We start from the raw sequence: 15,371 nt of genomic DNA on the forward strand, positions 1-15,371 counted from the left end.
AGTACCAAGGAGATTTACTGATGAATTTTCAATTAAAAACATTAGTCGCAAGTATGGTCTTAGTGATGTCAGTCTCTGCTGCTGCCGAAACGGCTGGTAAAGTGGTAATTGCGCATCGTGGTGCAAGTGGTTATTTACCTGAACATACCCTTCCAGCGAAAGCGATGGCGTATGCGCAAGGCGCGGATTTCCTAGAACAAGATTTAGTGATGACCAAAGATAATGAGCTGGTTGTTCTTCATGACCACTATCTGGATCGTGTCACTGATGTAGCGGATAAGTTTCCAAATCGCGCACGTAAAGATGGTCGCTACTATGCCATCGACTTTACCCTGCCAGAAATTAAATCCCTGAAATTCACGGAAGGTTTCGACATTGTTGACGGCAAAAAAGTCCAAAGCTATCCAAACCGTTTCCCAATGGGTAAATCTGATTTCCGTGTTCACACCTTCCAAGAAGAGATTGAATTTATTCAAGGTTTGAACAAATCTACGGGTAAAAATATCGGTATCTACCCTGAAATTAAAGCCCCTTGGTTCCATCAACAAGAAGGCAAGGATATCACCAAGAAAACCTTAGAAGTCCTGAAAGAGTATGGCTATACCAACAAAGATTCTAACGTTTATCTGCAATCTTTCGACCCAATTGATCTAAAACGCATCAAAACGAAACTGATGCCAGAAATGGGAATGGATTTAAAACTGATCCAATTAATCGCTTATACCGATTGGGAAGAAACACAAGAGCAGAAGCCAGATGGAACATGGGTGAACTATAACTATGATTGGATGATGAAGCCGGGTGCGATGAAAGAGATTGCAACCTACGCAGATGGTATTGGCCCTGACTATCATATGCTCATTAGCGAAGATTCTACGCCAACCAATATCAAAGTGAACGGTATGGTGAAGGAAGCTCACGCGAACCATATGGCGGTGCATCCATTTACTATCCGTGTGGACAAACTGCCTAAGTACGCAAAAGATGGTCAGCAGTTATATGACATTATTTATAACCAAGCTGATGTTGATGGTGCCTTTACAGATTTCCCAGATTTAGGGGTTAAGTTCTTAGAGCAGCAAAAGCAGAAGTAACTCTCCCTCACTCTCTCGAGTCAATTGCAAGTCAATGACTCGAGAGAGTCTTTTCAATCAGAATAACGACTCTCTTACTTAGACTTTAAGCCTGAATTTGCTGCAATAAAAGTTGCGTTTCATGTTGCTGAGCGATCAGACTGTGGTGCGAATATTCACACGCTAGTGACAGCGCCACAACATGGCGAGCTATAGCGCCTTTCCCTAAAAGGGCATCAATATCATAAAGATGCTCTGATAAATTAGGTACTTTCTGTCGTGCATAGCTCTCGATGCACTTTCCTTTATCATTTTCTTTCACGCCACTGTGCCAAACCCTATCCAATTGCTCCCCTGAATACTGAAATTCACACTGTGTTTTCAGTGCATTTGCGAAAGATTCTTTATCTGTAGATATCGGACGCAGGAGCTTTGCTTTGATAGGTGCTCTTAAACGTTCGTAAAATCCTTGAGGTGCAAGCAATAGGCTCGCGGCTTCTTCACTCGCCGTCGAATCTAACTGAAACGCCAAAATGGCGTATAGCTTGGGTTCAAAGGCATTTTCATACAATGCTAATAACCATTGACTGAACGACTCGGAGGGTAATATCTCAACGGATTCCAGCGTCAATGACAAACGCGCAGCTTCCCGCTCAATCAGTTCCTGCCAGTTAGATTCATTATCTTCAGTTTGCCAATATAGGGTAATAGGCTGGGAGAGAGAATGTTGATGGTAATACTCGGCAATGGGCGCAAGTAATTTTCGCACCACTATTTCTTGTTTTTCCCATGACGAAAGCGATTTCAATGAGCTTAGCGTCAATACATTATCTTTATTGGGTGGCAATGAAGATAAAGAAATACCGTTTTGTTGCTCTTCATCGATTTGCGTTAATCGAGTATGCGTTAACACCCCAAGGTGCTTGCCTGCCCAATAACGCCATTCTCTGCGAGCATCATCTAACATATTGGTAAAAAGTTGATGGCGATAAGCAGCGATTGAGTAGATAAAAAATCGAATAAAACCCACCAACAGCGCGGGGCAAATAACGAATACAATCATCAGCGTGGTGTTGCTGGTAGTTGGCGATAGCATTTCATTTGTGGATAAATAGAGGCTCAGCCCAAATCCAAGAGCACCTACAATCAGCATAATCAAAAACCAAAGCATCCAACGGGGTACTTTAGGCGCTAGAGGGTGATCTAATGAAGGTGTTTTCCAACTCATCATGATTGTTCGCCCGACGATGACAAACTAGCAATAAGCGTACAGCCACATTCAGTTTGAAAACCATTCAGTGCCGCCTGACGACCGGATATTAAAATGCGCGTTGAACCGGGTAAAATGGCATTAACGCCGTGCCCTTTTTTAGGGCAATTGACTTTGTCACCCACTAAAGCGATGGGTTTACCATACATAACAAAGCCAGATGCAGTAATCACTTCACCGCCATGAGTGGTTTTGTCACCTAATCGAACAAGTGCGCGCATGTTAAGATCCTTTTATTAATGAGCTATTGTGCCATACGTTGAAGTGGAATAAGGAAAGAAGCCCCGCCGATACCCGGTTCACTAATAGTACGCCCATAAAGATAATGTATATTTCTTAGATCATCTTCTGACGGCGTTAGCCCCCAAATCCGGCCTAAGTATTGTCGCAGTTCTTCAAAATTATTTGGTGACATTTGAGTGTAATCCATTAGATAAACATAAGAACTATCACCATCAGAGCCAATATTTGCATAGCAATAAGGCTTACCTTCCATTAAGGAGTCAATAATCCCTCTATCACTACTATTTCCTTTGGTTATGACTATCTTGCTGACAGAACCACTTTTCATTCCTTTACGATAAAAAACACCTGATTCTGAATAAAGTTTAAACGCGGCATCACCTGCTAATGTTTTATTTGAGAAATAAAACTCATGGGCAATATCCATAATATGACTTTCTGGTAAATTAGCTGGAATACCAAAAATACTGATTAGGTCAGCTGGACATTCGCCAGTTGGCGTGATCCCCCCTTTACCAGAGAAACGTTTATTCCCAGAAAGATAACTTTGTTCTTTTAAATTTTGGTGTTTTTCCGCAGAAATTCTTTCGGCTTCGTATTTTGCTTCAATAATTTGTTTACGCTGTTCTCCTGATTTATAAGGAACAATACCAATACTTAAAAATGGCTTATTTTGATTATACTCAGAGTTTGTTGATGCCATATTAAATTGCCAACTTTTTTTCAATTGGCATTGTTGCTTCATTGCTTCAGTTAACTTAATTTCCCCTGAATTATCATAGGTAATATCAAAGTAATTAGTCAGAGCGTAAAGACTTTCAGATTTATTTTTTCTCTCAACTGAAAACACAGTATTTGAACATGTTAATATTTTAAAGGAGTTTATTACTGTAGGGACTGTTAATATCTCAGAAACTCCACCGTTATTTTCATGAGCAGTGACACCACTATCGATTAATTTATTATTATGATAAATCCAATAAGGTTCTGATTCATAATGACTTGAATTTTTGCCAAAAAAAGTGAACGCTACATAATTATTTTTTGAAGGTGGATTATCAACTTCTTCCATATCAAAATACGTATGAGGCGAATAAAATGCATAAAGTTCACCTTGTTTACTTTTATTCGGTAAATATGCACCATAAACCCCCGTTGATGTACGGATCAACCAAGATTCACTTTTATTGTCATCATGTGAATTTGTGAATATTTGTCCTTTATAATCAGTCTTCCCTGATTCGATAATATGACCATTTTTCATTAGTTGATATGGAATATTCTCACTTCTATCAATAGATACAAGTAAGAAAGGGGCGTCTTTTTCTTTTGCTTGTGAAGAGAAAATACTTAGCAAAGAAAGTAACAGAATACCGATAGGTTTAAGCAATAATTTAAATAATTTCGTTTTGTATTTCATATAGTTCCTTTATATTCAATGTAATATTTCTATTGATAGATTAGAAATCTCTTTTATCTACCTGTTGATCAATAATAAACCGTATACCTCTTCAGCAATTTTAAATTCGGTAAGATTTTTACCGTGAAATAAAAAGGAAAGATTCATCTTGATTATTGCCCCTCTGCCTGTTTTTTATATTCAAACGTGCCATCCCATTCAGGGAGTTCGGCAGGGGGAAGAGGAACGATTTTATCAATATCGGGGAATTTGGCTGTTTCATCAGAGGCATCCATTTCTTTGACTATTGCATAATAACGTAATGAACGCTCTTTATCAGGCTTTACATTGAGATAATAAACACGTTCTAATGCTGTCTTTGGATCAAAAGCACCAGTTAAAGTTGCTGCTGCATGTCGATACCCATTTTTCGTTGATAGTTGATAATACTTTAAAGCACTATTAAAATTTTGATCAACAACTCGTAAGTAAAAAGCAAGATTATATGCAGCTTCTCCGTTTCCTTGATTAGCCGCACATTCGAGCATTTTTTTACCAATTTCAGGGCGATAAGCCGGATTGTCCTTATCGGATAATCGCATTGATATCAGAATGTCACCAATCACACTTTGTGCCTCAGGACTGCCTAAATCCGCTGCTTGGCGAAAATAGGCTAAAGCTTTAGTACGATCAGCGACGACTCCATAGCCCGTATCGAGGTAGTGTCCCATTTGGTAATAACCGTAGCTGATATTCAACTTTGCCATTTTTTGGATAATGTCCCACACCTCTTGAGCTGGACCTTTACCTTCAATTGGGGAGACCTTGCCATAACTGATTAAGTTACTTAAGTTAAGCATGGCTTTGGGGTGATTACGCTCTGCCGCTTTACGGTAGAGAGCACTAATTTGAGCATAATCCCGTTGAGATTTATTGACCTTTTCAAGTTCTCGCGCCTGTTTAAACCAAATGTCGGCTTCTGGATCAACGGGAGGTAAGGTATCTTTTTCATACACGCAAGTGAACGTTAAGTCGGGTTCTGTTTTTTGAGCTAGTAACTCATCCTTTTTATCCGCAGGGTTGCAAGCACTGAGTATCAACAAACTACATAGCACTGCACTGTATTTAACGGTGCCACAAGCCACAGATGGCATATGAGATAAAAAGGAAATAGGCATAGTGATTATTGCCCCTCTGCCTGTTTTTTATATTCAAAGGTGCCATCCCATTCAGGGAGCTCAGCAGGTGGGAGCGGGACTATTTTATCGATATCGGGAAAGCGTGCCTCGGGGTTATTTCTAATTTCTTTTGTAATAGCTTCATAACGAGCAGAGCGTTCAGGATCGGGTTTTACACCTAAATAGTAATAATCCTTTGGAGTTGTGTTTGTTTTAAAAGTGTCGGCTAGCATTATAACAGATATGTTATTACCATTTTGAACGGCTAATTGATAATACTTTAAAGCTATGCTTAGATTATTTTCAACATTAACAGAGTAAGTAGCTAATCTGCGAGCAGCTTCTCCATTACCTTGATTTGCTGCACAATCTAACATCTTTTTCCCAATTTCAGGGCGATAGGCAGGATTATTTCTATCAGATAGACGTTTAGCAATAAAAATTTTCCCAATTACATATTGAGCTTCAGGGCTGCCTAAATCTGCTGCTTGGCGAAAATACGCTAAGGCTTTTGTACGGTCTGCAATGACACCATAGCCTGTATCAAGATAGTGCCCCATTTGGTAATAACCGTAACTGATATTCAATTTAGCCATTTTTTGAATAATATCCCATACCTCCTGGGCTGGGCCTTTACCTTCAATGGGGAGGACCTTGCCATAACTGATTAAATTGCTTAAGTTAAGCATGGCTTTAGGGTGATTCCGCTCGGCGGCTTTGCGGTAGAGCTCACCAATTTGCTTATAATCTCGTTGAGATTTATTCACCTTTTCAAGTTCACGGGCTTGTTTAAACCAAATGTCGGCTTCAGGATCAACGGGAGGTAATGTGTCTTTTTCATACACACAGGTAAAGGTTAAATCGGATTCTATTTTTTGAGTCATCGCTTTCTCTTTTTCTTCTACAGGTTTGCAACTAGCAAGTAGCACTAGAGCACACAGTAATAAACAAGGTTTAATTAGTGACATAATTTAATCCGAATTTTCTAAGCCAATCGTTTTATCCTCAAAGGGAATGAGCGAACTTATTGGTTGTTTTTCATCATCTTTTTTTTCTTTATTTTGAATAACAATACTATTCCAACTATCAAATTCCGTCGTTAAATCATCAGAGACACTCCCCGTTCCTTTATGGATTCCCCACAATTTTTCCCGTAACGGTTTAACAATAGGAAAAATATCCGTATCTTGCAGTATCACCGCAATTTCAGTATCAAATGCCATACTGCGTAAATTGATATTGGCAGAGCCTTGGATTAAAAAGGTGTCATCCACTAACGTTAACTTGCTGTGGACATACACCGACTGCCAGAGATTAGAATCCGAGGAAACTAACGTGCAAATCACGCTCTTAAACCCGTCAATCTCTTCTTCTTGAATATCATCAGGGTTAACGACATCAATTGGGGCTAACACCTGACCGTTTCGGATCGATGCCATGACATTATTTACCGTATCTCGATACGCAGCATGCTCCCGCATCAAATCACGGCGCCCTAAGGTTTCCAGCATCTTGTAAGTTTGATATCCACCGACTTCATTCGAGTCACCCACCTCTGCTTTTGTGGTTGAGTTTGTCACCACAAATAAATAGAACGGTGGCAGTTTCGCACCTTGCAGTTTAGAGTCGATTGCAGCGGCTTCGGCAAAGCGCTTATTTCGCTCTTCGACCATATTGCGCACATCTTTAGCAATGGACGATAAGCGGAAATATTGGTTTTCAAAATAAAGGTAGTTACGTGCATGTTTAACACCGTGATCGTAGGACTTTAAAATATCATATTCATCATATTCGGGATGAGTGCGACAAATTTTTCCCGCCGTTGGTGTTAATGGGTTTCGAGCTAAAAATGTGTAACGCTTATTTAAGTCTTCAACATGCTCTAAAGTCGGTGTGTACTGGCTACGAGAAAGCGCTTTACGCTGCTCTGTCAATTGGACGCCTTCACTGCCGTGTGTAAACAAGCCTTCGGTTTCTTTCCATGCCGTGACAAAGTTGTCGCTTAAATCACACAATACTTCGCCATACACACAGTTAGAGGTATCTTGCCATGCGGTGGGGCCATCACGTCCTAACCATGACATCTCTTTATGTCGGAGAATCGAATGTTTGTCATCATCCCAATACTGCGAGTGCATGTTGTGCCCCATCACAAAGCCAATCGCGAGTGTGGGTTCTTCATAATCAATCAACACCGCTTTTTGGTGATGGGTGGGAACCATCGCCAGAGCCGCCAAACGTAAACTGAGTTCGACATCATCACTGCCAAACTGGTGTTTGGTTAACTTCGCCACCTGACTCAAACGAGATGAGGGGCTATTTATTGCCATTGAGCGTGTACGAACCGATAAATTTTTAATTTGATTGGTTTTCGCACGATGTAGCCACTCTTTATCAAATTGATATTGTTTATCCGACTCGTAGTCTAATTTAGACCCTGCCGCGATAGCCTTTTCCATCGGAAGTTCAATTTTTTGCCTCGACGTGTAATGGGTTGATAATCGCCAACCTGGCAAACTGGTTTCACCGAATTTAGCTAGTTCATCAAACCACACTAGAATACGAACTTTCACCCCTTCTTTGGCTTTCTGTTCAAGAAGCTCTGCAATCGTCGGAAATGTTCCTTCATTAATGCCGCTTGAGCGCTCAAAATACATGGAGGGCTGGAAACCCCATGTAATAATTTCAATGCTGTGCTTAGCATGCCGAATTGCCTCCGCAACCGCCGCAAAAGTTTGTTTTCCATTCACGAGTGGGGCATACACAAATAAGCTCATCGGATATTTGGTACTCTCAGGGATCCAACTGGGCGTCATTTGCAGCACCATACACGTCGAGACGGGTAAGCGTATTTTCTGCTCGGTTGCTGGTATGGGTAACTGCACAGAAGCGGGGAATCCCCCAGATTGATTTCCTGACATATTATTTTCTCTTATTCCATTCAGTAATAAACTGGGAAAGCCCTTCCCCCCACGCTTGGCCTATTCGCGAGCTTTCTCGCTCTTGGCTTGGCGCACTGGTTCGAAAACCGACATTAACGGGTTCGACGCTTTCTGCATCTTGCTCTTCAGTAGGAGGAACATCGATATCGTAACGATCCCCATTCAGTAAATGTAGTTGATAGCTATCCGTCGGAATATCATGGTCAATTTGGATATTTCCTTGCGCATCACTCATGCCTTTTAGGATAAGCGCCCCATTGGCATACAATTCATACGGCTCAAACGCACGCGCCTTCATTGGGCTTTGCGGTGACGAGCTCAGTTGAAAACGTAGAGTTTGTTTCGGTATAGACTGTGGAAATTGTGGGTGAGTGACATCCATAGACGCCGGTCCTTTAACCACCCAATTAGTCGCTTTTACCGTTTGATTGCTGGGGCTGCCGTACTCAATTTGCCCGCCTTTTAAGCGAATATAGGCGCCACCACAGGTCAATAGCAGTTCATCTTTGGCTGCAACCACGGTTTTACCACCGGTACTGGTGACGGTCATGTCCTTAAGTGAGGTAAGGTGCATTTCATCGCTTTGGGCTTGAATTTCGACTTTGCCTTTAGCCGCAAAAGCTTTAATTCCTAGGGTGTGAGCAAACAAGCTGATTGCCTTACCTGCCGCTAAGGTAATTTTTTTACCGACTGAGATATCCGCCTGTTTATTAGCGGTTAGGGTGATATTTTCACCGCTGTGAGCCTGTACGGTTTTGGGTGAAGTTAATGCGATACCCGCAGGGGAACTGAGTAACATTACCGCTTGTTGCAGTTCATTAATCGATTGGGTGAGTAAGGTTTGTTGGGCGTTTAAATCGGCCAGTTCGGCTTTCGCCACTTCGGCAGCCTCCCGTAAAGAATTCACCAAACTCAGCGCATCATCCAATTGCTGCTTGGCTTCGCGCATATCCAGTTGTTCAGAAGCGGCTTTCGTGCGTAAGTCGGTGCTGATAAACAGCCCTTTACCTGCGCGTATTGCGCCCCAACTGTCAGTGCGCAGTTCAAAACCGTCACCGCGTTTTTCACGCCCTTGATTAACCAAATGCCCTAAATTAAGTTGGGATTTTCCGCCGTATTCGGTGCTGAGCTTGATATGCTCTTCCCCGCGCTTATCTTCCATACGCAGTTTATTATTCGCCGGAGTACGAATGACGTTGCGGGTATTATTTTTGTCAGTGATGTGGTCGGTGCGATGGGAGTCATGCAAGGCATGGGCGATATACGGTCTATCTGGGTCGCCTTCATGGAAGGCAATCGCCACTTCTGTTCCTTGGATTAACGGGAAGTGTATTCCGTAGGTATCCCCCGCATAGGGTTTGGCCAGCCGCACAGGCATACTTTCATATCCCGTCGGTTTTTCATCTCGGTCGGCATCGAATTTCACCCAGTAAAAGCCGTGTTCATTTTGATGGGCGTAAATATCGTGGGATTTGGCGCTGGTAATACGCGCCATTAATGTGCCTGCTATCACAGGGCGAGTCTTTAGAACAGGTCGCCAGCACAGTGCTTCGGTGTACGGCGCCGCATCAAATTGAATCACTAATGCACGGCTACGACTGCCTGAAAATCGTAATCGAGTGATTAAAATTTCGGATTGAAAATCCGTGGGTAAGGTGGATGGTAATTGGCTATCGATGACTTTAAAAATCATCAACGGCGTTAAGCGCGGTGAATTGCTTTTGCCTCGTAGCAGCGTTTGGCGGGCAAGAAAGCGTTCATGGTCTAGCCGTGACCAAAAATGGGCGGTTTCCGTTTCAGGTTGGTATTTCTCTCCACGCTCAAGATGGCGGGCTTTGTAGTGGTAAACATCGCCATAGTTTATATCGTCCCCATCTCCGCGAGTCATATCCGTTTCAATGGATAGCAACGTTTGCATCGCTTGCCGGTGATTATAATCTTTAGTCACGACACTGCGCTCCACCACTTGGTGACGTAGCGATAGCCCCCACACGCTTTCAACGCCATTGTCATTCATGCCTGAAGGGCTATTGAGTGGCAGCTGTAAATCGTACACATAAGCGCGTTGGCTATCGCCAAAGTGAATAATTTCCGTCTTCGTGTCGGTCTGGAGACTAAAGGAATAGAAAATGCCCACTTCACTGAGCAACCGCTCAATAAATTGCCAGTCATTTTCATTGATTTGGTTGATTTGCTCCCGCTTGGGATATTGTCGTTGCAGGTGAAACTCAAACTCCCAGCCCTGAATTTTGTGTTCACGCAAGATAAACTCAATCACTTCCGGTACAGATTTATTGAGGAAAAAGCGATAGGAACGCATCTGATGGCGCAGCAATGAGACAAACGGCTCAATCACAATTTGGTACTGGGCTTCATCTGCTGAACCAGATAACCGTTTAAAATGTGTGACGACCCCATGAATTCGCTTTTGCGGTTCACTCAGTGAATCTAATGCCGCCAGCGGAATAGTGGGAGATGAAAAGGTAAAATGGGCGGTACGACGAAGAAACTGTTGAGCTGGTAGGTTTTGAGCTGGGGAGGTGAATGTTATCTGATAGCGATAGGTTTCACTAATGGCTTCTCGCCCAATGAAAGATTCAACATCCAATGGAACACTACAACCTTGAACGCCCAATTGATAGCGATTATGGAGTGGAGCGATTTTTAAAGCGAGATCCTGTAAGCCCATTCTATTCATGCTCCTTTTCTGCTTGTTCCGTGGCAACCAGTAATAGAAGCAAAGGTAGAAAGGTCACCAACTCAAATTCATTTTATTTAGCTTAAGTCAAACAAAAGACCAGCAAATGAACTTGAAATCAACCATAATTTTCAGGAATGGGACTTATAGAAGAATTATCCGAAAGCATTTAATTCGTTTTTGGTAGAACGGGCTGGAAAGAAAAAGCACCTTCGTCAATCAATGATCAACGTTCAAGGTGCTTTTTAATGTCATAGATAGAAACTGAGTTTTAAGCAATCGTCACTGGGAACGCAATCACATCGCTAATTCTTTCGGCATTCAGTGCCAGCATGATTAAGCGATCAACACCAACAGCCACACCGGAACATGCCGGTAAACCGTGCTCAAGCGCTGCAAGCAAGTTTTCATCAATCGGTTGAACGGGTAAACCCATTGCAGCACGCTTGCGGTTATCTTGCTCGAAACGTTGGCGCTGTTCGCCCACATCGGTCAGTTCATGGAAGCCATTTGCCAGCTCCATGCCCTTAAAATAGACTTCAAAACGCTCAGCTACACGGTGATCTTCTGTGCTAATCACCGCTAATGACGCTTGCGTTGCAGGGAAGTGGTAAACCACCGCTGGCTTCTCTTTACCAATGTGTGGCTCCACGCCCATGGTAAACAGTAGTTGCAACAAGGTGTCGCGGTCTTCTTCATTGTCCGCCACATTACTTAAATCTAAGCGGGCTGCCACTTCACGTAACTCGCTTTTTTCCGCAGAGAGCGGGTCAATATCTAGGTGGCGTAAAAATGCTTGCTGATAAGAGAGTAGCTCAGCACTTTCGCATTCCAGCACTTGTTGCAGAAGATCATCCACTTCATTGATTAAGCGATACATATCAAAGTGTGGGCGGTACCATTCCAGCATCGTAAATTCAGGGTTATGGTGCCTTCCTGCTTCTTCATTACGGAAACTACGGCACATTTGATAGATAGGCCCACTTCCCGCTGCCAGTAAGCGCTTCATATGGTATTCAGGGCTAGTCATCAAATATAAATTGATACCCTGAGCCGCGCCGGGTCCCACAAAGCGAGTTTCAAATGGAACAAGATGAATGTCAGTCACTGTCGCCTGACTCATTGCGGGTGTGTCTACCTCAAGTACACAGCGATCAGCGAAAAAACGTCTGATTTCCGCAACAATTTTTGCGCGCTGTAACAGGTTAGCGATGGGGGCTGTAGGCAGCCAATTCGCTACTTCACTCATTAAAATAACTCCAAAATAAACTTAGTCGTGCAGTGTACTCACCTCCCCCTTAACACACAATGGAATATTGTGGATATTATGCGCTATCTGAGTATCGATAGGGGATATGATTCAAGGTGAGAAAAGATGACGTGATTATCCCCTGCTTTATACGATTAGGCAAAAAAGCTTTATTATGAACTTTTAACATTTGGTTAAAAAAAAACAAAAACATGATTTTTTCTTATCGCTTGTGATGCAAATGTTAAAACCAAACTGCACCACTCACCTTATTGATACAATTTAAATCTGTTTTTTAGCATTAAAAATTAAGCGACTTTCTAAACAGTGAACTCTTTCGCAATTTTATCTTCGATATGATTCTAGAATTTCCGCGAGGAACACCAGATTATCCACTGTTAGAAAGAAAAACCTGACGATTTTAGTTGGTTTTAAATGCTAGGAATTCCGTTAAATTTAATGATAATTATTTGAAATTCCTTTTTATTATTTTCGGTTTATCTACAATTTCTTCACACCCAAAAACAATTTACAAAAAGAAGACGCAGATCACACTTTAGGGGTAATATCACCCAAAACACCTTTCTATATCAAATTTATCCCCGCCACTATTCGTTATAATTCCCAACATAATAAGTCGTTATTAGCTATTATATATTTACGATTAAAAAAAGATTCTTTGCAGATTTGCCTAAAGGCAAACCGAAACTGAAATAGCTAAGCACTAAAAGTATTTAAAAGAATTTATTAATTTAACACTTTACACTTGAACAATGGAGAAGCGCAGTGCAAACCTTCAATGCCGATTTAGCGATTATCGGGGCCGGGGGCGCAGGCTTACGTGCAGCAATTGCTGCTGCTGAAGCAAATCCCAATATCAAGATTGCTCTGGTCTCAAAAGTTTACCCAATGCGTAGCCACACCGTGGCCGCAGAGGGGGGATCAGCAGCAGTTACTCAAGCCCATGATTCCTATGACTATCATTTTAATGATACCGTTTCTGGTGGTGACTGGCTGTGTGAGCAAGATGTCGTCGATTATTTCGTCGAACACTGCCCAACAGAAATGACCCAGCTGGAACAATGGGGATGCCCTTGGAGCCGTAAACCAGATGGTTCAGTTAACGTTCGCCGTTTCGGTGGGATGAAAATTGAACGTACTTGGTTCGCAGCCGATAAGACTGGCTTCCACATGCTGCATACCCTGTTCCAAACTTCATTAAAATATCCTCAAATCCAACGTTTCGACGAGCACTTTGTTCTCGACATCATTGTGGACGAAGGTCAGGCGCGTGGTCTGGTTGCTCTGAACATGATGGAAGGTACGAAAGTTCAAATTCGTGCCAATGCTATCGTTATGGCTACGGGTGGTGCGGGTCGTGTTTACCGCTATAACACCAACGGCGGTATCGTAACCGGTGACGGTATGGGTATGGCGCTGCGTCATGGTGTGCCATTACGTGATATGGAATTCGTTCAGTATCACCCTACTGGTCTGCCAGGTTCCGGTATCCTGATGACTGAAGGTTGTCGTGGTGAAGGCGGTATCTTAGTCAACAAAGATGGCTATCGCTATCTGCAAGACTACGGTATGGGTCCTGAAACGCCACTGGGCAAACCAGAAAACAAATATATGGAACTGGGTCCTCGTGACAAAGTTTCACAAGCATTCTGGCACGAATGGCGTGCAGGTCGCACTATCAGTACTCACCGTGGTGATGTTGTGTATCTGGATCTACGTCACTTAGGTGCTGAAAAACTGCATGAACGTCTACCATTTATCTGTGAGCTGGCAAAAGCTTACGTGGGTGTTGACCCTGTAAACGAACCAATTCCTGTTCGTCCAACAGCTCACTACACCATGGGTGGTATTGAAACTGACCAACGCACCGAAACTCGTATTAAAGGTCTGTTCGCGGTGGGTGAATGTTCATCTGTTGGCTTACACGGCGCAAACCGTTTAGGTTCTAACTCACTGGCAGAATTAGTGGTATTTGGTCGCTTAGCGGGTGAAGAAGCGGCGCGTCATGCTGCTGAAGCTACCCCTGCAAATGCAAGCGCTATCGAAGCACGTACTCGTGACATCGAAAATGACCTGCAAAAACTTCTGAACCAAAAAGGTAAAGAAAGCTGGTCGAAAATCCGTGATGAAATGGGTATTTCGATGGAAGAAGGTTGCGGTATCTACCGTACACCTGAATTAATGCAGAAAACTGTTGATAAACTGGCAGAGCTGAAAGAGCGCTTCAAGCATGTTGAAATCACTGACCATAGCAGCGTCTTCAACACTGACTTACTGTACACCATCGAATTAGGCTTTGGCTTAGACGTGGCGGAATGTATGGCTCACTCTGCGATTAACCGTAAAGAGTCTCGCGGTGCGCACCAACGTCTTGACGAAGGTTGCACTGAGCGTGATGACGTCAACTTCCTGAAACATACTCTGGCGTTCTATAACCCAGAAGGTGCACCACGCCTTGAGTACTCTGATGTGAAAATCACTAAATCACAACCAGCGAAACGTGTGTATGGTGCTGAAGGGGCAGCTCAAGATAAGGCGAATAAGGAGCAAGCTAATGGATGATATGAAACACTTAAAAATGGAGATCATGCGTTTCAACCCAGAAACGGATAATGAACCCCATTTAGTGACTTATGATGTCCCTTATGACGAGCAAACCTCTTTGTTAGATGCTTTGGGCTACATCAAAGATAACCTCGCGCCAGACCTGTCTTACCGTTGGTCTTGCCGTATGGCTATCTGCGGCTCTTGCGGCATGATGGTGGACAATGTTCCTAAACTGGCTTGTAAAACATTCCTGCGTGACTATCCGCAAGGAATTAAAATTGAGCCACTGGGTAACTTCCCTATCGAGCGTGACCTTGTTGTTGATATGACAAGCTTTATCGAGCGTTTAGAAGCTATCAAACCTTACATTATTGGTAATGATCGCAAACCTTCTGACGGCCCGAACAAGCAAACTCCAGCTCAGATGGAGAAATATCATCAGTTCTCTGGCTGTATTAACTGCGGTCTGTGCTATGCAGCGTGTCCACAGTTTGGTCTGAACCCTGAGTTCTTAGGCCCTGCGGCAATCACCTTAGCAGAGCGCTACAACCTCGATAACCGTGACCACGGCGCGAAAGAGCGTATGCCATTATTAAATGGTGACAACGGTGTATGGAGCTGTACGTTTGTAGGTTACTGCTCTGAAGTCTGTCCTAAGCATGTCGACCCGGCGGCGGCTATCCAACAAGGTAAAGTTGCGAGTGCGCAAGACTTTGTTATCGCCATGCTGAAGCCACGATAAGGAGAATTG

General features: G+C 43.0%; 11 protein-coding genes. 3 read left to right on the top strand and 8 right to left on the bottom strand.

The window, feature by feature from the left end:
* The first annotated feature begins 20 nt into the window (after positions 1-20).
* Positions 21-1,094, top strand: coding sequence for a glycerophosphodiester phosphodiesterase (gene glpQ, locus H0913_RS15980; RefSeq protein ID WP_006659015.1), 1,074 nt, complete (start codon positions 21-23; stop codon positions 1,092-1,094).
* Positions 1,095-1,179: 85 nt separating this feature from the next.
* On the opposite strand, the gene H0913_RS15985 is transcribed toward glpQ, so the two are convergent.
* From H0913_RS15985 to epmA, 8 genes are all read right to left on the bottom strand, one after another.
* Positions 1,180-2,304 (bottom strand): hypothetical protein, encoded by a 1,125-nt coding sequence (locus H0913_RS15985; RefSeq protein ID WP_154603500.1) that lies wholly within the window; start codon positions 2,302-2,304, stop codon positions 1,180-1,182.
* The gene (locus H0913_RS15990) at positions 2,301-2,564 is read right to left on the bottom strand and encodes a PAAR domain-containing protein (RefSeq protein WP_181477589.1); all 264 of its coding nucleotides are present in this window, start codon (positions 2,562-2,564) and stop codon (positions 2,301-2,303) included. Before H0913_RS15990 ends, H0913_RS15985 begins: the two co-directional genes overlap by 4 nt.
* A gap of 23 nt (positions 2,565-2,587) precedes the next feature.
* Positions 2,588-4,006 (bottom strand): hypothetical protein, encoded by a 1,419-nt coding sequence (locus tag H0913_RS15995; protein WP_181477590.1) that lies wholly within the window; start codon positions 4,004-4,006, stop codon positions 2,588-2,590.
* Between the two features lie 152 nt (positions 4,007-4,158).
* The gene (locus H0913_RS16000; RefSeq protein WP_232368798.1) at positions 4,159-5,163 is read right to left on the bottom strand and encodes a DUF6396 domain-containing protein; all 1,005 of its coding nucleotides are present in this window, start codon (positions 5,161-5,163) and stop codon (positions 4,159-4,161) included.
* Positions 5,164-5,168: 5 nt separating this feature from the next.
* On the bottom strand, positions 5,169-6,131 hold the full coding sequence (locus H0913_RS16005; protein ID WP_154639348.1) for a DUF6396 domain-containing protein: 963 nt from the start codon (positions 6,129-6,131) through the stop codon (positions 5,169-5,171).
* A gap of 3 nt (positions 6,132-6,134) precedes the next feature.
* On the bottom strand, positions 6,135-8,084 hold the full coding sequence (locus tag H0913_RS16010) for a phospholipase D-like domain-containing protein (RefSeq protein ID WP_181477591.1): 1,950 nt from the start codon (positions 8,082-8,084) through the stop codon (positions 6,135-6,137).
* A 1-nt stretch (position 8,085) separates the two neighbouring features.
* Positions 8,086-10,794, bottom strand: a complete 2,709-nt coding sequence (locus H0913_RS16015; RefSeq protein WP_181478819.1) for a DUF2345 domain-containing protein — start codon at positions 10,792-10,794, stop codon at positions 8,086-8,088.
* Positions 10,795-11,074: 280 nt separating this feature from the next.
* On the bottom strand, positions 11,075-12,052 hold the full coding sequence (gene epmA, locus H0913_RS16020) for an elongation factor P--(R)-beta-lysine ligase (RefSeq protein ID WP_036955971.1): 978 nt from the start codon (positions 12,050-12,052) through the stop codon (positions 11,075-11,077).
* 786 nt (positions 12,053-12,838) lie between these two features.
* On the opposite strand from epmA, the gene frdA reads away from it, so the two are divergent.
* Together frdA and H0913_RS16030 are read left to right on the top strand one after the other, a co-directional pair.
* Positions 12,839-14,635 (top strand): fumarate reductase (quinol) flavoprotein subunit, encoded by a 1,797-nt coding sequence (frdA, locus tag H0913_RS16025; RefSeq protein WP_036955970.1) that lies wholly within the window; start codon positions 12,839-12,841, stop codon positions 14,633-14,635.
* Positions 14,628-15,362 carry a succinate dehydrogenase/fumarate reductase iron-sulfur subunit gene (locus tag H0913_RS16030; RefSeq protein ID WP_006659011.1) on the top strand — a complete coding sequence of 245 codons (735 nt, stop codon included), beginning with the start codon at positions 14,628-14,630 and terminating at the stop codon, positions 15,360-15,362. Before frdA ends, H0913_RS16030 begins: the two co-directional genes overlap by 8 nt.
* The last annotated feature ends 9 nt before the right edge of the window (positions 15,363-15,371 follow it).

The sequence above is a fragment of the Providencia rettgeri genome (assembly GCF_013702265.1).
Taxonomy (GTDB): domain Bacteria; phylum Pseudomonadota; class Gammaproteobacteria; order Enterobacterales; family Enterobacteriaceae; genus Providencia; species Providencia zhijiangensis.